The organism is Pantoea sp. 18059 (assembly GCF_902706165.1).
GTDB classification, from domain to species: domain Bacteria; phylum Pseudomonadota; class Gammaproteobacteria; order Enterobacterales; family Enterobacteriaceae; genus Pantoea; species Pantoea agglomerans.
In genome coordinates, this window is the sequence record NZ_CACSJS010000001.1 from 460,073 (window position 1) to 479,140 (window position 19,068).

18 protein-coding genes are annotated in these 19,068 nt (G+C 57.3%); 9 read left to right on the forward strand and 9 right to left on the reverse strand.

The genetic code is table 11. The features are described from left to right. Nucleotides 1–166 precede the first annotated feature (166 nt). From hemA to kdsA, 6 genes are read left to right on the forward strand one after another with little or no spacing between them, the layout of a single operon-like run. A complete protein-coding gene (gene hemA, locus GVJ63_RS02160; protein WP_159226362.1) occupies nucleotides 167–1,423 on the forward strand; it encodes a glutamyl-tRNA reductase in 1,257 nt (418 codons plus the stop codon). Nucleotides 1,424–1,465: 42 nt separating this feature from the next. Then, nucleotides 1,466–2,548: a peptide chain release factor 1 gene (gene prfA, locus GVJ63_RS02165; protein ID WP_010245863.1), complete on the forward strand. Its 1,083-nt coding sequence runs from the start codon at nucleotides 1,466–1,468 to the stop codon at nucleotides 2,546–2,548. Continuing rightward, nucleotides 2,548–3,381, forward strand: coding sequence for a peptide chain release factor N(5)-glutamine methyltransferase (prmC, locus tag GVJ63_RS02170; RefSeq protein ID WP_159226363.1), 834 nt, complete (start codon nucleotides 2,548–2,550; stop codon nucleotides 3,379–3,381). The genes prfA and prmC overlap by 1 nt, the downstream gene beginning before the upstream one ends. A gap of 23 nt (nucleotides 3,382–3,404) precedes the next feature. Next, a complete protein-coding gene (locus GVJ63_RS02175; protein ID WP_022625782.1) occupies nucleotides 3,405–3,797 on the forward strand; it encodes a SirB2 family protein in 393 nt (130 codons plus the stop codon). A 1-nt stretch (nucleotide 3,798) separates the two neighbouring features. After that, nucleotides 3,799–4,608 (forward strand): invasion regulator SirB1, encoded by an 810-nt coding sequence (gene sirB1 / locus GVJ63_RS02180; protein ID WP_010669988.1) that lies wholly within the window; start codon nucleotides 3,799–3,801, stop codon nucleotides 4,606–4,608. A gap of 25 nt (nucleotides 4,609–4,633) precedes the next feature. Further along, nucleotides 4,634–5,488 carry a 3-deoxy-8-phosphooctulonate synthase gene (gene kdsA / locus GVJ63_RS02185; protein ID WP_010669989.1) on the forward strand — a complete coding sequence of 285 codons (855 nt, stop codon included), beginning with the start codon at nucleotides 4,634–4,636 and terminating at the stop codon, nucleotides 5,486–5,488. A gap of 60 nt (nucleotides 5,489–5,548) precedes the next feature. On the opposite strand, the gene chaA is transcribed toward kdsA, so the two are convergent. Next, nucleotides 5,549–6,640 (reverse strand): sodium-potassium/proton antiporter ChaA, encoded by a 1,092-nt coding sequence (gene chaA, locus GVJ63_RS02190; protein ID WP_010669990.1) that lies wholly within the window; start codon nucleotides 6,638–6,640, stop codon nucleotides 5,549–5,551. A 373-nt stretch (nucleotides 6,641–7,013) separates the two neighbouring features. Between chaA and chaB the strand changes: the two genes are divergently transcribed. Both chaB and GVJ63_RS02200 read left to right on the forward strand, forming a co-directional pair. Continuing rightward, the gene (chaB, locus tag GVJ63_RS02195; RefSeq protein ID WP_159226364.1) at nucleotides 7,014–7,244 is read left to right on the forward strand and encodes a putative cation transport regulator ChaB; all 231 of its coding nucleotides are present in this window, start codon (nucleotides 7,014–7,016) and stop codon (nucleotides 7,242–7,244) included. 226 nt (nucleotides 7,245–7,470) lie between these two features. Beyond that, complete coding sequence (locus GVJ63_RS02200; protein ID WP_164480396.1) at nucleotides 7,471–8,145, forward strand: gamma-glutamylcyclotransferase; 675 nt, start codon at nucleotides 7,471–7,473, stop codon at nucleotides 8,143–8,145. 73 nt (nucleotides 8,146–8,218) lie between these two features. On the opposite strand, the gene GVJ63_RS02205 is transcribed toward GVJ63_RS02200, so the two are convergent. From GVJ63_RS02205 to GVJ63_RS02240, 8 genes are all read right to left on the reverse strand, one after another. Next, nucleotides 8,219–9,646: a serine/threonine-protein kinase gene (locus GVJ63_RS02205; RefSeq protein ID WP_159226365.1), complete on the reverse strand. Its 1,428-nt coding sequence runs from the start codon at nucleotides 9,644–9,646 to the stop codon at nucleotides 8,219–8,221. A 44-nt stretch (nucleotides 9,647–9,690) separates the two neighbouring features. Further along, nucleotides 9,691–10,644 (reverse strand): hypothetical protein, encoded by a 954-nt coding sequence (locus GVJ63_RS02210; RefSeq protein WP_010245838.1) that lies wholly within the window; start codon nucleotides 10,642–10,644, stop codon nucleotides 9,691–9,693. 14 nt (nucleotides 10,645–10,658) lie between these two features. Further along, on the reverse strand, nucleotides 10,659–11,435 hold the full coding sequence (locus GVJ63_RS02215; protein WP_010669994.1) for a PP2C family serine/threonine-protein phosphatase: 777 nt from the start codon (nucleotides 11,433–11,435) through the stop codon (nucleotides 10,659–10,661). Then, entirely contained in the window at nucleotides 11,432–12,568 is a 1,137-nt protein-coding gene (tagH, locus tag GVJ63_RS02220; protein WP_010245831.1) for a type VI secretion system-associated FHA domain protein TagH, read from the reverse strand. The genes GVJ63_RS02215 and tagH overlap by 4 nt, the downstream gene beginning before the upstream one ends. A 36-nt stretch (nucleotides 12,569–12,604) precedes the next feature. Next, on the reverse strand, nucleotides 12,605–13,303 hold the full coding sequence (gene tagF, locus GVJ63_RS02225) for a type VI secretion system-associated protein TagF (protein ID WP_010245828.1): 699 nt from the start codon (nucleotides 13,301–13,303) through the stop codon (nucleotides 12,605–12,607). Between the two features lie 13 nt (nucleotides 13,304–13,316). After that, nucleotides 13,317–15,431 carry a type VI secretion system membrane subunit TssM gene (tssM, locus tag GVJ63_RS02230; RefSeq protein ID WP_033771588.1) on the reverse strand — a complete coding sequence of 705 codons (2,115 nt, stop codon included), beginning with the start codon at nucleotides 15,429–15,431 and terminating at the stop codon, nucleotides 13,317–13,319. Beyond that, complete coding sequence (icmH, locus tag GVJ63_RS02235; RefSeq protein WP_010669997.1) at nucleotides 15,431–16,648, reverse strand: type IVB secretion system protein IcmH/DotU; 1,218 nt, start codon at nucleotides 16,646–16,648, stop codon at nucleotides 15,431–15,433. The genes tssM and icmH overlap by 1 nt, the downstream gene beginning before the upstream one ends. Before the next feature lie 85 nt (nucleotides 16,649–16,733). After that, on the reverse strand, nucleotides 16,734–17,225 hold the full coding sequence (locus GVJ63_RS02240; RefSeq protein ID WP_010245819.1) for a hypothetical protein: 492 nt from the start codon (nucleotides 17,223–17,225) through the stop codon (nucleotides 16,734–16,736). Between the two features lie 488 nt (nucleotides 17,226–17,713). On the opposite strand from GVJ63_RS02240, the gene GVJ63_RS02245 reads away from it, so the two are divergent. Next, on the forward strand, nucleotides 17,714–18,928 hold the full coding sequence (locus tag GVJ63_RS02245) for a nitrate regulatory protein (protein ID WP_010245817.1): 1,215 nt from the start codon (nucleotides 17,714–17,716) through the stop codon (nucleotides 18,926–18,928). The last annotated feature ends 140 nt before the right edge of the window (nucleotides 18,929–19,068 follow it).

Consider the following 19,068-nt stretch of genomic DNA (forward strand, 5'->3'; position numbering starts at 1 on the left):
ACCGTCCCGGTTTTAACCGTCAATGCTGTTATGCAGCAAATTGAGCACGATCGGGTTAATCTTATTACAGTCATAGCCTTTGTATGGCTTTTCTTGATCTGCCGCATCTTGTAGAATGCGCCTCACAAAACCCTGACATTATTGGGACATCCCAACCAAAACCGCTATGACGCTGCTCGCTCTCGGAATCAATCACAAGACAGCCCCCATTGCTCTGCGCGAACGCGTCTCGTTCGGGCCGGAGACGCTTGAGCAGGCGTTAAACAGCCTGTTATCACAGCCAATGGTGCAGAGCGGCGTGGTGTTGTCCACCTGTAACCGGACTGAACTCTACCTGAGTGTAGAGCAGCAGGTCGATTTACAGGCGCGTCTGGTGAGCTGGTTATGCAATTATCATCAGCTGGATGAAGAGGATGTGCGAAACAGCCTCTACTGGCATCAGGATAACGAGGCGGTCAGCCATCTGATGCGCGTCGCCAGCGGACTCGACTCACTGGTGCTGGGCGAACCGCAGATCCTCGGTCAGGTGAAAAAAGCCTTTGCCGACTCCTCACGCGGTCAGGCGCTGAGCAGTGAACTGGAACGCATGTTCCAGAAAACCTTCTCGGTTGCCAAACGCGTACGTACGGAAACCGATATCGGCGCCAACGCGGTGTCGGTGGCGTTTGCCGCCTGTACGCTGGCCCGTCAGATCTTCGAATCGCTCTCCTCCGTCAATGTCTTGCTGGTTGGCGCAGGTGAGACCATTGAGCTGGTGGCGCGTCATCTGCGTGAACATCAGGTCAAAAATCTGATCATCGCCAACCGTACCCGCGAACGCGCCGAAACGCTGGCGTCGGAAGTGGGTGCAGAGGTGATCACCCTGGCGGAGATCGACGCTCGTCTGGCAGAAGCCGACATTATTATCTCGTCAACCTCCAGTCCGCTACCGATTATCGGTAAGGGGATGATGGAGCGCGCGCTGAAAGCGCGACGTAACAAGCCAATGCTGCTGGTCGATATTGCGGTTCCGCGCGACGTAGAGCCGGAAGTGGGCGACCTGCCTAACGCCTATCTCTACAGCGTGGATGACCTGCAGGCGATCATCGAGCAGAACCTGGCGCAGCGCAAAGCGGCCGCGGTTCAGGCCGAAAGCATCGTAGTTCAGGAAAGCAGCGAATTCATGGCGTGGCTGCGCTCACAGGGCGCGGTGAATACGATCCGTGAATATCGTTCTCAGGCGGAAGAGATCCGCGCTGAGCTGGAAGGCCGTGCGCTGCAGGCGCTGCAGCAGGGTGCCGATCCGCAGAAAGTCATGCAGGAACTGGCGCACAAGCTGACCAACCGTTTAATACACGCTCCAACCAAATCACTTCAGCAGGCCGCCCGCGACGGCGATAATGAACGCCTGCAGATTTTACGCGACAGCCTGGGTCTCGATTAGGCACACCGCTGTCGCCACCTGTTACGGGAATCCCACATTTAAATGAAAACCTCTATAGTTGCCAAACTGGAAGCCCTGCAGGAGCGCCACGAAGAAGTGGAAGCGATGCTGGGCGATGCAGGCGTGATCGCCGATCAGGAGCGTTTCCGTGCGCTGTCACGCGAATATGCTCAGCTGACCGATGTGACCCGTTGCTTCCGCGACTGGCAGCAGGTGCAGGAAGATATCGAAACCGCGCAGCAGATGCTCGACGATCCTGAAATGCGTGACATGGCGCAGGAAGAGTTGCAGGAAGCGCGTGAGAAGAGTGACGTGCTGGAGCAGCAGTTGCAGGTTCTGTTGTTGCCGAAAGATCCCGACGATGAGCGCGCCTGTTTTATCGAAGTGCGCGCCGGAACCGGCGGCGATGAAGCGGCGATTTTCGCCGGCGATCTCTTCCGCATGTACAGCCGCTATGCCGAAGCGCGTCGCTGGCGCGTGGAGATCATCAGCGCCAACGAAGGCGAGCATGGCGGTTACAAAGAAGTGATCGCCCGCGTGACCGGCGAAGGTGCCTATGGACGCCTGAAGTTTGAGTCAGGCGGCCATCGCGTGCAGCGCGTCCCGGAGACCGAATCCCAGGGCCGCATTCATACCTCAGCCTGTACCGTTGCCGTGATGCCGGAAATCCCGGAAGCGGAACTGCCGGAAATCAATGCGGGCGATCTGAAGATCGATACTTTCCGCTCATCCGGCGCAGGCGGTCAGCACGTTAACACCACCGACTCCGCTATTCGTATTACCCACCTGCCAACCGGTATCGTGGTGGAGTGTCAGGACGAACGTTCACAGCATAAAAACAAAGCCAAAGCGCTGGCGGTGCTGGGCTCGCGTATTCACGCTGCAGAGATGGCCCGCCGTCACGCCGCCGAAGCCAGTACCCGACGCAACCTGCTGGGCAGCGGCGATCGTTCTGACCGTAACCGCACCTACAACTTCCCGCAGGGCCGCGTGACCGATCACCGTATCAACCTGACCATCTACCGTCTGGATGAAGTGATGGAAGGGAAACTCGACAGCCTGATTGAGCCGATTGTTCAGGAGTACCAGGCCGATCAGCTGGCGGCGCTGGCTGGTCAGGATTAATGGATATTCGTCACTGGCTGAAACAGGCGGTCGCCACGCTGTGCGGTGGTGACAGTCCGAAGCGTGACGCAGAGATCCTGTTAGGTTTTGTGACCAGCAAATCACGCAGCTGGTTAATCGCCTTTGATGAAACGGTGCTCAGCGACGAACAGCTTACGCAGCTGGATAGCCTGCTGGCGCGTCGCGCCCGCGGTGAGCCGGTGGCGCATCTGGTGGGCGAGCGCGAGTTCTGGTCGCTGCCATTGCGCGTCAATGACGCCACGCTGATCCCGCGCCCGGATACCGAAATGCTGGTTGAACAGGCGCTGGCACATCTGCCCGCGACACCGGCAACCATTCTGGACATGGGCACTGGCACCGGAGCGATTGCGCTGGCGCTGGCCAGCGAGCGTCCCGATTGTCAGGTCACCGGCGTGGATCGCATTGAAGCCGCCGTTGAACTGGCGAGCAGTAATGCACAGCAGCTCAGCCTCACCAACACCACCTTTCTGCTCAGTCACTGGTTCCAGGCGCTGACGCCACAGCGCTTTACCCTCATTGTCAGCAACCCACCCTATATAGATGCCAGCGATGTTCATCTGGAGCAGGGCGATGTGCGTTTTGAACCGCGCAGCGCGCTGGTGGCGGAAGAGGCGGGACTGGCGGATCTGCGCACGCTGATCGAGCAGGCGCCCACGTGGCTGCTGCCGGGTGGCTGGCTGCTGCTGGAACATGGCTGGCAGCAGGGCGAGGCGGTGGCCACGCTGATGCGGCAAAAAGGCTATCACGCCGTGGAAACCGTCGATGATTACGGCGGCAATCCGCGTGTGACCTTAGGCCAGTTCCCTTCATAAAAGCGCTTTGAAAAGGATTCATGATGTTCGCCTTTTATCCCTTAATTAAAAATCTGCACATCTTAACGGTGGTGCTTACCGTGACGCTGTTCCTGCTGCGGTTTTACTGGCTGCGCCGTGGATCGGCAATGATGACGAAACGCTGGGTGCGCATCCTGCCGCACGCTAACGACACCCTGTTACTGGTGACCGGCGTCTCGCTGGTGATGATTACCCACTTCTATCCCTTTACACCGCAAGGAAGCTGGCTGACGGAGAAGCTTTTAGCGGTTATCATCTACATCGCCTTAGGATTTGTGGCATTGAGTCGCCGTCCACGCACTGATCGCACCCGCTGGATCGCTTTTCTGGTAGCGTTAATCGCCCTGGTGGCCATCATTAAGCTGGCGCTGACCAAAATGCCGTTATGGGGATAGCATGACCTCGACCGAACAATTAGATTTCAGCCAGACACCGCTGTGTGAAGCGGTGATTGGTGCCACGCTTGCCATCCGCGCCGATTTCCCGGCGTTGTCGGTGGAAGCACAACTTGCGGCGTTAGTCGCTGAAGCACGTGACTATGTCAGCCATACTGAAGATGCTGACATGCAGCTCGAAAAGCTGCTGGAACTGTTCTATCGCCAGTGGGGATTTTGCGGTGCCAGTGGCGTCTACAATCTTTCTGATGCCCTCTGGATCGACAATGTGCTGAAGACCCGTCGGGGCACGGCGGTGTCACTGGGCGTTATCCTGCTGCACATCGCCGCCGAGCTGGAACTGCCGCTGATGCCGGTGATCTTCCCGACGCAGCTGATTCTGCGCGCCGACTGGATTGATGGCGATAAGTGGATGATCAACCCGTTTAATGGCGAAACGCTTGACCGGCACACGCTGGAAGTGTGGCTCAAAGGCAATATCAGCCCGACAGCGCGTCTGTATGACGACGATCTCGACGAAGCCAAAACCGTCACCGTGATGCGCAAGATGCTCGACACGCTGAAAGCGGCGTTGATGGAAGAGAAGAAGATGGAGCTGGCGCTGAATGTCAGTCAGGTGCTGTTGCGTATCGATCCTGACGATCCCTACGAAATCCGCGATCGCGGTTTGATCTACGCGCAGCTGGAGTGCGAACATATCGCCCTGAATGATTTAACGTACTTCGTTGAGCAGTGTCCTGAAGACCCGGTCAGCGAAATGATCAAAGTTCAGATTCACGCAATCGAACAAAAACAGGTCACGCTGCACTAAGCGGACCCACTGAAAAGGAAAGGGCATGACACAGAAAGTCGTGAGTATTGGCGATATCAAAGTTGCAAACGATCTGCCATTTGTGCTGTTTGGCGGGATGAACGTTCTGGAGTCGCGCGACCTGGCGATGCGCATCTGCGAACACTACGTTACCGTCACCAGTAAGCTTGGTATTCCTTACGTATTCAAAGCGTCATTTGATAAAGCGAACCGCTCCTCAATTCACTCCTATCGTGGCCCAGGCCTGGAAGAGGGGATGAAGATTTTCCAGGAGCTGAAGCAGGCTTTCGGCGTCAAAATTATCACGGATGTGCATGAAGCGTCCCAGGCGCAGCCGGTCTCTGAAGTGGTTGATGTGATCCAGCTGCCCGCGTTCCTGGCGCGTCAGACTGACCTGGTGGAAGCGATGGCGAAAACCGGCGCGGTGATCAACGTCAAGAAGCCCCAGTTCGTCAGCCCGGGTCAGATGGGCAACATCGTTGATAAGTTCGCTGAAGGTGGCAACGAGCAGGTCATCCTGTGCGATCGCGGCAGCAATTTCGGCTACGACAATCTGGTTGTCGACATGCTCGGCTTTAACGTGATGAAGAAAGTCACCAAAAACAGCCCGGTGATTTTCGATGTGACCCATGCGCTGCAGACGCGCGATCCATTTGGCGCAGCATCAGGCGGTCGTCGTGCTCAGGTGGCTGAGCTGGCGCGTGCCGGTATGGCGGTCGGCATTGCCGGTCTGTTTATCGAAGCGCACCCGGATCCTGAACATGCCCTGTGTGACGGCCCATCCGCGTTGCCGCTGGATAAGCTGGAGCCATTCCTGGTGCAGATGAAAGCGATTGACGATCTGGTGAAAAGCTTCCCGGAACTCGATACCAGCAAATAAGTTTGCTGCAAAAAAAAGAGCGATGATTCGCTCTTTTTTTTCGCCTGAAGACGGGTGACGTTACAGCATGATGGTCATCAGATAACCGATAAACAACGCCAGATGCGCGGCTCCATTTAGTACATTTGTGCGTCCGGTCGAGAAGGAGAGCTGACAGAGAATCAGCGACGCCATCATAATCACCATCTGCGGCGGCTCCAGACCAAATATCAGCTCCTGTCCGGTCAGGGTGGCGATAATGGTTACCGCCGGTACCGTGAGTGAGATGGTCGCCAGCACTGAACCAAAGAAGAGGTTCATGGCGCGCTGCACCTGATTCATCAGCACGGCCCTGATTGCCCCCAGGCCTTCCGGTGAGAGGATCAGCAGGGCCACCAGGAAACCGGTAAACTGTGCCGGTGCATTCAGATCCGTCAGCAGGCTTTCCAGCGTATTAGCATTCATCTTGGTCACGGCAATGACCGCAATCAGATGCACGATCAGCCAGCTGGTATGCCAGAAGCTGCTGTGGGCAGACGGTTTGCCATGATGCGGGTCGCCATCATCGCTCTCATCTTCATGCTCATAGACAAACAGGCTCTGGTGGGTTTTGGTCTGAATCAGCAGGAACACGCCATACATCGCCGCTGAAATCGCCGCGATCAGCAGTGCCTGAGTGACAGAGAAATTTCCGCCCGGCAGTGCGTTGGGAAACACCAGCACCAGAATCGCCAGGGGAAAGATAGCGATCAGATATTGCTTCACGCCCGCCAGATTCACGTATTGCGTCGCAAACTTATTACCGCCCAGCAGCAGCGCAAAGCCAACCAGTCCACCGGTTACAATCATCACGATCGAATAGAGCGTATCGCGCATCAGCCCGGGTGCGGCATCGCCGGTCGCCATCAGCGCCGAGATCAGGCTCACTTCCAGAATCACCACGGAGAGACTCAGGATCAGAGAGCCATAGGGCTCGCCCAGCCGGTGCGCCAGCACGTCGGCATGTCGTACAACGCTAAAGGCGCTGCTCAGAATGGCAACCAGCGCCACTAAGTTGATACCGACTACAATCGGAAATGATGTGGTTGCACCAAAAAAATAGAGTATACCCAGCGTGATAAGGGGAAGTATCAGCGAGAATTCCTTGTGACGTGTTTTTTCATGTGAAGGCATTCACCATCCTCTCTGGTTAATGATTATCCGGACACAGCGAGTGCTGCTGTTAGAAATATAATCAGTTTTAGGGCAGGGCGCAGTTTATCTTTTCACCGGTCCGAACGGGAAAAATTTACTGCTTTTTACTTAAATGCAATAAATGGTCGAAGCGGTATTAACCTGAAGTTATCTAAAATATTGCAATATTAATCAGGCCACAACAATTTCTCTTTACCCACCTATCTGACCGTCAAATGCCGGAAAATCTGCTTATCATTGTAACTTGTGTGGCCTGTTTCTGGTTTTTAATTTGAAGTGCAGATAAGTGGCTGTTTGTATTTTTGTCCTGTTGCGCCAGGCTTAACAGGAATCTATAAACTGAGGAGCCGTTATGCCTTACTCTAAACGAACCGACTTACCTGACAACGTAAAACACGTGCTTCCCGCGCATGCGCAGGATATCTATCAGCAGGCATTTAACAGCGCGTGGGAAGAATATAAAGAGGCTAAGGATCGACGGGGCGATGATTCGCGGGAAGAGGTGGGGCACAAAGTCGCCTGGGCAGCCGTGAAAAAAGAGTATGAGAAAGGTGATGATGATAAGTGGCATCCTAAACGTTAATGCCGTCGCTAGCCTGTTCACGCCAAAGGGCCAGGATTATCTGGCCCTTTTTTTCATCTTCGCTATAAGGTTTATCTGGTTTTTTTTAACCTGCGACCGGAATCACGCTTGTAACCCCGCGCGGAAATAGATTAATGTCAATTTGATGAACGAAACGCAGCGCCGTTTTGGAGATCATGTTACAGGAGCCATTCTGCAGGACGCCGTTGATGTTGAGGAGGTCGCATTGCTTACCCGGGAATTTCTATTAAAAGCGGATTGTAAAACGTCGTTCGGGGATATCGAAGAGGCGTTGCTCTGGAGTTGCGAGCAGCGCGCGGCCTCGCTGGCAGCCACCCTGGCCTGTCGTCCCGATCACAGCCCGGTATGGATCTTTGGTTACGGCTCGCTGATGTGGAACCCGATTTTTGAGGCGGATGAAGTGGCGTCCGGTTCGCTGGAGGGCTGGCATCGTGCTTTCTGCCTGCGGCTGATTGCCGGACGTGGCACCGCCACGCATCCCGGCCGCATGCTGGCGCTGAAGCAGGGCGGCAGAACCACGGGTCTGGCGTTTCGTCTGCCGGAAGAGCGGCTGCATGAAGAGCTGGCGCTGCTGTGGAAGCGTGAGATGATCACCGGCTGCTATCTTCCAACCTGGTGTGAATTACAGCTGGAGGATGGTCGCAGCGTCACTGCGCTGACCTTTATTATGGATCCGCGTCATCCGCTGTATGAATCGGACTCCTGCCCGGAGGCGATTGCGCCATTAATTGCTGCGGCCAGTGGCCCGCTGGGCTCGAATGCGCAATATCTGTTTGCTCTGGAAGAGGAGCTGACCCGGCGCGGCATGGAGGAGGAAAGTCTGAGCCGACTGGCCCATCAGGTGCGGACATTGCAGCAAGCCTGCCTGAAGCAGGCCTGAACCGGGGCTTAACCAGAGTAAAAGGGCGCGACACTGTCGCGCCCTTTTACGATCCGGCTGCGGATTACCGGGCTTAGTTACCCGGATTAATCAGCCAGGTGCCGGGCTTATCGATGGTCAGGGATTGAGTGTGCGTCTCACTGCCATTCTTAACGTCAATTTTGTACTGTCCCGCCGCCAGATTCAGCGCGGCAAATCCGCTGCTGCCCGGTTTTACCTCAACCGGCTGTCCGTTAAGCACCACGCTTTCACCGCTCTCCAGCTTAAGATAGACGGTCGCCAGCGCGGCCGGAACGGCAGCGGCTGACGGAATCGATGCGGGCGCCTGCGTCATGGCTGAGCTATTGTTAACCACTTCCGGTGTGGCACTGTGGCGATTCGCCAGCCAGATGGCGACAACCACGGCCAGAATGGCCACGGCAGCCAGGCCCAGCAATCCAGGCGACAGTTTACGCACCGTGCGCGGCGTCACCGGCTCGGCGGACGCGGCGGCATGATTCATCGCCATTACCACCGGCGCAGCAGCCTCAACCGGCTCCTCGACCGGCAGAGCAGGCGGCTCGCCCGGCACCGGGAAGCTGTTTACCACCGCTTCCACATCACTGACCGGCAGATCAATCAACGCGGCAAAGGCATCAATCGTTTGTGGGCGATCGCCTGGCTTCATTGCCAGCGCGCAGTCAATGGCATGCAGCAGCGGCAGTGAGTAGCCTTCGGGCTGGCGTTCCACCAGCGGCTGATAATTATCTTCAATGCAGCGCACCACGCTGACCGGCGGCGGATTACCGGTAATCAGGTTATGCAGCACCGCGCCCAGGGCGTAGATATCGGTCCACGGCCCCTGTTCAACTTCACCCTCTTCGCTGTACTGCTCAATCGGCGCAAAGCCAGGTTTAAGCATGATTTCCGTTTCGTCAGAGAGGTTGCCAATCTCTTTACGCGCCGAGCCAAAATCGAGCAGAACCGGCAGCTGGTTCTCCTGAATCTGAATATTGTCGAGCGAGATATCGCGATGCAGATAGCCGGCCTGATGGATGGTGCTGATGGCACCCAGCAGTGGTGGCAGCAGGCGGCGGATCCAGGCTTCAGTGATCGACGCCGGGCTGGTTACCTGCCACTCTTTCAGCGTCATACCGCTGTAGTAGAGCGTGCCCATATAGGCTGTGCCGTTCTGCTCCCAGAAGCGCAGCACGTGCAGCAGTCCCGGATGATTAAAGCGAGCCAGCAGACGCGCTTCCTGAATAAAGCTGGTGAGCCCGGCATTAAACAGCTTCTGGAAACGCTCACCGCGCAGCTCCAGCGTTAAATCGGCGGCACGGACTGCCAGCGACACCGGCATGTACTCTTTGATTGCAATAGTGCGTTCAAGCTGGTGATCCCACGCGCGATAGACGATGCCGAAGCCGCCGCCTCCGATCACTTCCTTGATCTCAAACTCATTGAAACGGTATCCGTCAGGCAGGGCATTCGGAACGGTTTTCGGATAATCATTTGCCGACATAGTGAACTCTCTGTACACGGCCTGCTCGCCAGGCTGCGCGGTAATTAATTGATGTTACGCCAGGCACCAATGGCAGGATCAACCAGATCCGCGTGCAGGGTGTCGATGAGTAACACATTCACTTTTTGCTGTGGCATGAAATAGGGCGCCCAGTGGCTGCGCAACGTATCAACTCGCGATTTCACAGCGTCAGCATCCTGCTGCGCAGCATTCTTATCCATCTTTATCAACAGGGCACCATTGAAGCGCCAGACATGTTGTTTGGCATCAAAGGGCAGCACCAGCCAGCTATCATTCGCATCCGGGCGTGTCACAATCATGCGCTGATTGTTCGCGGCGATAACCTCCAGCTTGCTGTCCGGGATCGTCAGATTGGCGATGGGATAGCCCTGATAAAAGGTGACTGCCACCGGCGTTGGGTGGTCAGGGGTCGCCAGCATCAGCTCACTTTTGCCTTCTGCCCAGCCATCCGGTGAGCACTGCTGCTTGCTGACATCCGGGATAAACAGGGTCTGGGCATTTTCATCCCAGGCGGTGCGAAAATGGCAGCCGCTGGGGAGATCAAAATGTTGCAGCGGCGTGCTGTTGGCGGGCCGAGACAGGTCAAGCGGTGCAGCATTACTCTCACTGGCGCTGGCGGTGGCATCTGCCATCACGATAGGACGCCAGTTCTGCAACTTACTGGCGCTGCCGCTGGCCAGTACGCCACCCTCTTTACTGGTCATCTGCCAGGGCAGCTCGTCCAGTAATCCGCACTGATTAGCGAGCAGGGTGCCGACGCGCGGTAAAAAGGTGGTCAGCACCGCCGAATCCTTACTTTTGCCGGAGACGATGCGCAGTGGCAGCGTCTCTTTGCACCAGTCGTCAGGCGCTTTACTCACCACATTATCGATATAGACCTCCAGCGCCAGGCTGGGGGAGTAGACAACCCGATAATTTTCAGCCTGGGCATGAAAGGCAATCAGCAGGGTGATGATGCCGGGCAACCACAGTTTCATAAGGATCCTTGGAATCAAAAACGAGGCGGCAGAAAGCGCGCCGAATCAGCCAGTGAATAGAGCAGCGTTGCCTCCTCCGGCTCACCAATCCAGACCGCCAGTGCGCTGAGATTATCTTTCTTAACGTTGCGGCTTACCGCCTGTTCCATCAGAGCCAGCCACTCCTCGCAGGCATTCACCATGCGCAGCGCCTGTTCCATTTCATGACTGGCCAGATTCAGCCAGAAGCCATCGGTGCAGACCAGAAACGCGTCGCCATCCTCCAGCGCAATCTCCTGCGAAAAGCTTACTAAGCGAGGCGGTTCAGCGCCGAGCGCATTATAGAGTAAATTACTGTTAATGCCGGTATTTTCATAGCCCGCTTCTTTCAGCTGCTGGGCCAGACTGTGATCGCGAGTGACCTCATGAAGCACGCCGCGGCGGAAGTGGTAAACCCGGCTGTCACCGGCATGCGCCCACCATGCGCGCTGTTTTTCGCGGTCGATAAACAGGGCCGCCAGCGTGGTGCTCATGCGTGAATATTTCGGATTTTTACCCTGTGCCTCATGCAGCGCTAAGCGGCACTGTTCAATTGCCTGATGGGTTATCTCAGGCGTCAGGTCGGCGTGCGCCTGTAACTGGCTCAGCAGGGTGTCACGCACCAGCTGCGCCGCCATCTCGCCGCCGGGCAGACCGGCCACGCCATCGCAGACCACAAAACAGGCTTTACGCTCATCCAGCTCTGCGCCGGTGCGATCCTGATTCTCATCGCGTAGCCCTTGCTGGCAGCGGCTGGCAAAAACGATTTTCATGGTTCATCTACCCGCGTCTGAGAGTCCTTATACTGATTCACCTCCATGTCATAGGCATGGAGAAAGGCCTCGCCAAACAGCGTATGGAAATCATCTTCGATCTCTCCGGCCGTACGCTGATAATTACGGGTGAAGTAGTCCCACAGCGCCGCCTTCTTCATGGCGGAAAAGGGCATTTTTGACACCACGCCGTCGGCACGCGCCTGCTCCTCCAGCCGCTGCGGATTAAAGGATTGCAGCATCGCCGCAATAATGGCGCGGATACCGGCAATCATCCCCAGCTGGTGGGCCTGCAAATCGACCAGGGCATCGCGTACCGCCTGCTCCGGCGGCATAAACCCGGGCATCTGGCTCTGGTACATCTGCATCAGCACGGTTTTGCCGGAGGGCAGGATCTTGAACGGATTGTTGGCCTCATTCAGGATCATCGTCATGTCCGCTTTGACACCACGCTTGAGAATGGATCGCGAAGAGAGCAGCGCGACGGTGCCCTGGGAAAAGAGGCTCAGCATCCGGCCAGTAATGCGCATCTGCTCTTCATCCACCGGCGTGGCGTGACCGTTGCTCAGCCCCATCCCCTCCAGCAGTGCGGCGATCAGCCGATCCTGATCCACCGGCTGCGCCGTCAGCGCCCGACGCGGTTCGCTGGCCTGGGGATCGATAGCCAGTCGCGCATCGTTGTGGCGCTCGTGGCGTGAGGGCGTGACCTCACTGACCAGCAGCCGGTCCTCAACCTCATGATGTTCGTGAATGCCCAGCGGATTCGCGGGCTGAGCGCTGTCGCCAGCAAACAGCGCCAGCGGATCGCTCTGCGTGTCGTGGCAGGCGGGGTCTCGTACTTCCAGCGCATAGTCACCGATGCGCAGCGCATCGCCATGCTTCAGCACGACCTGCATGCCGCGACCCAGGGTAATGCCGTTATGCTCCACCGGGGTCACGCTGCCCTGGTTCGTCAGACGGCACTCCCCGTCATGCGACAGGTGAACCAGCGCCTGCAGACGCGAAATGGCCCGAGTCTCATCTGGCAGCACCAGATCGTTGTCCTGACTGCGGCCAATGGTGCCGCCAGGCGGTTGAAACGCGACGCTTCTGACCGGAACATCCGTAGTGCATTGCACAATGGTAAATTGCATGAGTTATCCCAGATTGAACGGCAAACGCTTCCGGCCTCACTCGAACATGGGAGGATAGAGGCCATTACGTCCCGGCTGTGAACCTGCCGCCGGGTTAAACAGTAACGAAAACAGTTGCGCGGTGAGGTTGCCGCTGTGCTTGTGGGTCGCGTGGGCAAAACCATCACTGCGATTACTCCACCAGTAGCTCATATGCTGCTGAGGGTCGAAACGTTCAGCCACTTCACGCCAGCTCAGCGTGCAGGGCAGATCCTGAAAACCGATCACATCCATGATTTCAGAGGGCTTCCTGGCCGGCACCAGCAGCGGTGGCAAAGCCTGTATCTGCTGCTCTAACTGCTCGCCGTTCAGCGGTGTCTGAACCGCCCGTAACAGTGTCGCGCCCAGATCCTGAAACCAGTCGCCGGAAATGGTCAGCTGAGCAGGATGCCACTGAGCCAGCGTGAAGCTGTGCAGGGCCAGCAGCGGCCAGGCGCGTCCGACGCGGTCACAGGAGGGCAGCAGACAGCCCATCTGTATCTGCGGCCGGGTCGCGGTAACCGGCAGCACAAAGTTCCACACCGGCGCATGGAGAAAGTCCGCGCTGTAGGAATACGCCTGCTGATGCCAGTGCATTAATCCCTGCTGGAACCAGTGATTCCACGGGCTAATCTGTTGCTCGCTCAGTCGATGGTGCAGAAAGTCACCGGTCGACGGCAGCTTGCCATACCAGCCGGGGGCCGTGTAAGCAGCCATGTTCACCTCACCATTACTCGCTATGCGAGTTTGATTGCGGGGCCGGGTGCCGCGGCGCTACCGCCAGCATGCCGCCCGCCTGGTCCGCAATTTTCAGATTCTCTGCAAGCTTGCGCATCATCAGTGCATTATCACGTGCATAAGGCGACGACTGAATCTGCTGATCCAGCAGCTGGCTCAGGTGCCAGTCAAGCTGCTGCAGGTCACGGGCGCTTACCGTATCGGGCAGTGAGCGCTGTAAATTTTGCAGCAGCCAGGCCCGTAAAAATTCGCCATCATAATTACGCGGTTGATAGAGCATCTGATAGGCGCGCAGCGCATTGCGGCTGTAGGCGTTATCATCACCCGGGTCGTTGCGCAGGATATTCGTGATCTGCTGCGCCACACGCGGCAGCAACAAAGACTTAAGCGCATTTTGATAAAGCACCCAGGCGGCATCGCTAATCTGATTACCCCGGTATAAGCCCGCCCGCATAGTAAGCGGCGGATTATCGAGGGAAAAGCGCGCCGAGAGCGGCAACTTCACCAGGTTATTCAGAAAGGGTAGCAGATCAAAAATATTATCAGCAGGCTGATGAATCACCTGCTGACTTTGCTCACGGATAAGTGGTACCCGTGCGGCAACCTGCTGCAGATACTGTTGATTCTGGTAGTAACTGATGCCCCACAGGCTGGAGGCGATCAGCAGAGCGCCTGCCAGCACGCCGTAGCCAATCCAGTGGAACAGCTGATTACGGTACTCCCAGCGGCGATTACTGCCGGCCAGGCCGCTCTCTTTGAATATCAGATCGCTGAGCAGGTCACGAATAAAGAAGCTCTGGCCTTTGTTGCCGGGAATCGGACTGTTGCGATTAACGCTGTCCCAGGCCGCGATCGAGTGATCGCCCGCCTGACGCAACTGCAGTTTGCGGCTCAGTTCACCCATTACGCGATCAAACGGCAGGCCTTCCTGCGTTCCGCTGGTGAAGAAGAGGCCGCGCGGGCTCCAGGCGACCGCATCCTGATGGTCAGAAAAAACGATATCCAGATATTCGTTCAACAGTGGACGCAGCGAGGCGAACTCCTGCGGGAAGAGGAAGCACTCAGCGCGCTCGTTCAGGTCGCGCTCATGGGTCATCTGCTCCGCCAGTTGCTGCTGGAGCTGCTGTTCCAGCCGCTGAAACTGCTGGCCAAAATGGCGATGCCAGTCATCTTTGTGCGGCTTGCCCAGCTCCCAGTTGAACGTGAAGCCCCAGATAGCATCACGCCGCGCTTTATCAATCGAGCCGAAGTAACTCATAAAGCCTTTCAGCAGATCGGTTTTGGTGACCATCACATAAACCGGGAAGTGAATACCGGTCTGCTGATGCAGTTCTGCCATGCGCTCTCGCAGCGCGCTGGCCTGGGCGAAACGCGCCTCGGCTGAATCACTCAGCAGATCGGCGACGCTGATGGTCATGATCACACCGTTAATCGGCTGGCGGGTGCGATAGCGTTTCAGCAGGTTGATAAAGCTGTGCCATTCCGCGGCATCTCGCACGCGCTGGCTCTCCTGCAACGCATAACGACCGGCGGTATCAATCAGCACCGCGCTGTCAGTAAACCACCAGTCACAGTTGCGGGTGCCCCCGACGCCGCGGACCGCATTTTTGCCCAGCGTATCGGTCAGCGGGAAATCGAGGCCGGCATTAAACAGCGCGGTGGTTTTACCGGCGCCGGGCGCACCCATGACCAGGTACCAGGGCAGCTGATAGAGATAATTAGCGTTAAAGCGTGAGAGCAGGTTCCCGCTGTGACGACGGCCAAACTGAGTGCGTTTCAGCTGCATCGCAGCTTCGCTGAAGCGCTGGTTGAGCCGCTCTTCGGTCATCTGACGTTCCGCCGGGTCGTCGTTGCCCGACAGCTGAAGCTGGGTCAGTAAGCGGCTGTTGAACCAGGCACGATAGAGCGACGGGATCAGCTGGAACAGGATCCAGAGAAAATAGAGGGCGCTCACGGTGAGCTGGCGAGGCAGCACGGGTTCCAGTGGGCGCGATTCGCCCCATGACCAGAACGGTCCCAGCATCCAGACCAGACAGCTCAGCGCCGTGACGCCAATAAAGCTCCACAGCAGGCGATGCGTTAGCAGCAGGCGAAGGGAGGCGCGCATTATTGTGCTCCTTGATGATTACTGAGCGTTTCAGGCGCGGCAAACAGGGTGATTTCAACGCGGCGGTTGCGGGTCCGGTTTTCGCTGCTGTCGTTGGGCAGCAAGGGGTCGCTGTCGCCGCGGCCTTCGGAGCGAACCGTATGGCCGTCAGCCAGTTGCAGTTGTAACAATTGGGTGATGGCGCGGGCGCGGGCAAATGAGAACTCATAGCTGGAGGCAAAGCGGCTGTTATCCACCGGATGATCATCGGTAAACACCGACACCAGAATGGTCCCTTTGACATCTTTCATCGCGGTTGAGACGCGGGCCAGCAGGGCGCGCCCGACCGGATTGATCACCGTGCCCTGTTCGGCGAACAGTTTGTCCGCGGGGATGATCACTTTGCTGCCAAAGGCACCATCGCTGACCTCAAGCTGCCCGGCTGCAATCACATCATTCAGGCGCTGACGCAGATCGAGCAGCGCCTGCGGGGAAGAGGGACGACGGCCCGCGGTAATCTGCGGCAGCGGCGTCTGATAGATGGTACGCAGCAGCGGTTCGGCGGCATTACCGAGACGCCAGTTCAGGCCGCTGTAGATCAGGCAGCCGATCAGCGCGACCAGCATGGCACAGGCCCAGAGCGGCACCATCGGGCGGGCGAGGGTGCTCACCAGCGGATGCACTTCAACCAGTGGCGGTTGCGCTGTCTGGCGCTGGGCACGCGTTTCGTCAATCAGGGTTTTCAGGCGTTTACGGATACCATCGCACTGGGCGCGACCATTTTCACTGCCGCGATAGCGGCCTTCATAGCCCAGCAGCAGGCAGTATTGCACCACTTCCAGCAGCCAGAGGTGTTGTTGCGGGCTTTGTGAAATGCGCGACAGCAGTTGAAAGAATTTCTCGCCGCCCCAGCTTTCATTATGGAAGGTCACCAGCATGCCATTGCCAGACCAGACGCCGCGCGTGCCCCAGGGGGTTTGCGCTGCCGCTTCATCGAGCGCGCTGCAGATGCAGTAACGCGCGCCGATAATCATCTCAAACGGCAGCCCTGCCTGTTTACAGCGTTGTTCAAACTGGCGGATTTCATCGATCAGAGACTGGCGCAGACCCGCAGGGTCATCGTGGGTGGCTGCCTGACGAATTTGCACCACCGCGTTCAGCAGTGGCGCCGCAGCCTGAAGTAAGAGATTCTCATTGCCTGAGGGGGTCGCCTCACGCGCAGGGGATTCCACAGTCATTAATTCGTGATCTTCCAGCCAATGGCAAATCCCTGTACCCGCAGCCCGGGACGGTTCTGCGGGCAATATGCGCCGGATTTCATATTCAGTCTAAGATCCAGGTCGCGGTATCGTTAGTCCGGCAGGCTTTGCTGGCGCCGCCGACGGCCACACAGACCTGTTTCGTTTTGCGGGGACGGGGACGATCGCTCTGCACGGTGGCATCATAACGGCTGCTCTCTACACCCGCTTTTAATGGCACATAACCGATCAACGGGCCGTCAGCCTGGTCAGCAATCGCCAGCCAGCTGTGTTCCACATTACCTAATACTTCGAACGGTTTACCCGTTTCGAGATAGCGAACCACTTTGCCGCCGTAATCAGGCGAGGTCATGACGGATGCGCCATAAAGCGCCCGCCAGGTCTGATTGACCGGCTCAAATTCAGTCGGTGCCGCGACAGCGTGTCGATGGACCAGTTTGACGCCGTTAATTTCGCTGGTAACCAGCGTATCGTCAGTGACGGGCGGCGGCGGGGCCTTACAGCCTGCCAGGGTAAGAACCGCCAGCAGCGTTAACGCAAGACTCTTTTTCACCATGTTCCTCGTGATCTCATCAAAGTATCTGCATATTGCCAGGCCCGATGCCAGGAGGCGATCTTTATCGCGCCGCATCGTGCCGAAATTCTGTTTTTAAAAAAAGGGTCAGATTACATCGGGATAGTAACGCATTCAGTTTACCTAAGACTTTTGAGAATTCAAACCATTGCACCCGCTGCCGATGCGTGATAGCAGGCGCTTTTCAGGCAGGCTGCGATGTAAGAAAAGCACCAGGCAATGTGATAGTTAAATCGAACTGAATTATCGCAGAGACAAACTGGTTGAGAACAGTGCCGCGCATTCTGACATGCAATGAATCCGATTGGAAACTATTAAGATTTACTAATAACTTGTTGCCGAAAAAATTTATCAGTTTGCGTTAAGAAACTTATCAAAATCAGATTTTACGCCCTTGCTCAGACCCTCTTTTTTCAGGAAAGCGGCACGCCTTTTGCTTCTGAAAGGTTTTAACCGCACTGAGGTGAGCAATGAGGGACGCCCTGACCTGGCTGCAGGCATCACGCGCGAGCGATATCGCCAGCCTGCAACGTCTTCTGGAAACCGGCGAGCTGATGGCTGCCGTCAGTGAACTGGTCCATCGGTTGCAGCGGGAACGTGGCGCAAACAATCTCTGGATCTGCTCTGACGGAGCGCTGTTCAGCGCCGAACGTCATGCCCGCCAGCAGGAGGTCAGCGCCGGCCTGGAGCATTTTTATCAGGCGCTGCCGGCCGCCATAGCGCAGCCCGGCTACAGCCGCTTCTGCAACCTGATTGCCGCTGCCCTGCAGGCGCTGGCCGGACTGCCTGCGCTGCGCCAGCAAATCAGCCAGCGTGAGCTTGATCAGGCCGCGGCGATGGCCGCCTTTAACCAGGTTATCCGTACTTTACTCAATCTGGTGTTTGAGGCGGCCGACACCGCCAGCTATCCCGGCATCTCCCGTGCACTGATCGCCCTGTTCAGTTTTATGCAGGGCAAAGAACTGGCCGGGCAGGAGCGGGCCATCGGCTCAGCCGGCTTTGCGGCGCGTCAGTTCACCCCCGACCAGCGCAGCCAGATGGTCGCCCTGATTGCGGCACAGGAGCAGAGCTTTATCACCTTCCGGGAGTTTGCTGACAGCGCCGCGTGTGAATCCTGGCAGCCGCTGGCTCAGGCCAGCCGCGACATCGAACGCCTTCGTCGCATCGCCTGCACCGGCGGCCGTTGTGATGAGACCGGCGCGCTGCACTGGTTTTCCCTGCTCTCTGAGCGGCTGGATCAGATGAAAATGCTGGAGGATGCCCTGACGGCGACATTGATGCAGCGCTGCCGGGCTGCCATTGATCAGGCACAACAGCAGGCGGCAGGAACAGTGGTGCAGGGCGACAGCAATTTTTCGCTTTACGTCTCCGGGGCGGACTGGCTGCCTGGCGCGGCGGCGCTCGACAGCGACGGTCTGGCCCCGCAGCTGGGGCGCTCGGTGCTATCGCTGATTGGCGAACAGTCGCAGCGTTTGCAGCAGCAGGCGGATGAACTGGCGGCGATGCGCGCCTCACTGGACGAGCGGCGGGTGATCGATCAGGCCAAACACTGGCTGATGCAGCAGCAGGGTTTCACAGAAGAGGCCGCCTGGCAGGCATTACGCAAAAGTGCGATGAATCAGAATAAGCGGGTACTGGAGATCGCGCAGGCGGTACTGGCGGTAGCGAAGACCCTGAGCAACTAACCCGGATGAGGTAGCTGCACAACCTTTGTGCGTGATCTGCGTCAGAAACGTGCAAAAACGGTTAATTTTTCAACAGTGCGTCACCGCAGATCGGCATTAAGGCTGTTTCGGCGATCTGGCACATCCTTTGCTTAATCCCT

Bases quoted from the DNA above. Each gene is read 5' to 3' on its own strand.
- hemA (WP_159226362.1), top strand. From the start codon at position 167: ATGACGCTGCTCGCTCTCGGAATCAATCACAAGACAGCCCCCATTGCT.
- chaA (WP_010669990.1), bottom strand. From the start codon at position 6,640: ATGCCTTCACATGAAAAAACACGTCACAAGGAATTCTCGCTGATACTT.
- icmH (WP_010669997.1), bottom strand. From the start codon at position 16,648: ATGACTGTGGAATCCCCTGCGCGTGAGGCGACCCCCTCAGGCAATGAG.
- prfA (WP_010245863.1), top strand. From the start codon at position 1,466: ATGAAAACCTCTATAGTTGCCAAACTGGAAGCCCTGCAGGAGCGCCAC.
- kdsA (WP_010669989.1), top strand. From the start codon at position 4,634: ATGACACAGAAAGTCGTGAGTATTGGCGATATCAAAGTTGCAAACGAT.
- GVJ63_RS02210 (WP_010245838.1), bottom strand. From the start codon at position 10,644: ATGAAACTGTGGTTGCCCGGCATCATCACCCTGCTGATTGCCTTTCAT.
- sirB1 (WP_010669988.1), top strand. From the start codon at position 3,799: ATGACCTCGACCGAACAATTAGATTTCAGCCAGACACCGCTGTGTGAA.
- chaB (WP_159226364.1), top strand. From the start codon at position 7,014: ATGCCTTACTCTAAACGAACCGACTTACCTGACAACGTAAAACACGTG.
- GVJ63_RS02205 (WP_159226365.1), bottom strand. From the start codon at position 9,646: ATGTCGGCAAATGATTATCCGAAAACCGTTCCGAATGCCCTGCCTGAC.
- GVJ63_RS02215 (WP_010669994.1), bottom strand. From the start codon at position 11,435: ATGAAAATCGTTTTTGCCAGCCGCTGCCAGCAAGGGCTACGCGATGAG.
- tssM (WP_033771588.1), bottom strand. From the start codon at position 15,431: ATGCGCGCCTCCCTTCGCCTGCTGCTAACGCATCGCCTGCTGTGGAGC.
- GVJ63_RS02240 (WP_010245819.1), bottom strand. From the start codon at position 17,225: ATGGTGAAAAAGAGTCTTGCGTTAACGCTGCTGGCGGTTCTTACCCTG.
- tagF (WP_010245828.1), bottom strand. From the start codon at position 13,303: ATGGCTGCTTACACGGCCCCCGGCTGGTATGGCAAGCTGCCGTCGACC.
- GVJ63_RS02175 (WP_022625782.1), top strand. From the start codon at position 3,405: ATGTTCGCCTTTTATCCCTTAATTAAAAATCTGCACATCTTAACGGTG.
- GVJ63_RS02245 (WP_010245817.1), top strand. From the start codon at position 17,714: ATGAGGGACGCCCTGACCTGGCTGCAGGCATCACGCGCGAGCGATATC.
- prmC (WP_159226363.1), top strand. From the start codon at position 2,548: ATGGATATTCGTCACTGGCTGAAACAGGCGGTCGCCACGCTGTGCGGT.
- tagH (WP_010245831.1), bottom strand. From the start codon at position 12,568: ATGCAATTTACCATTGTGCAATGCACTACGGATGTTCCGGTCAGAAGC.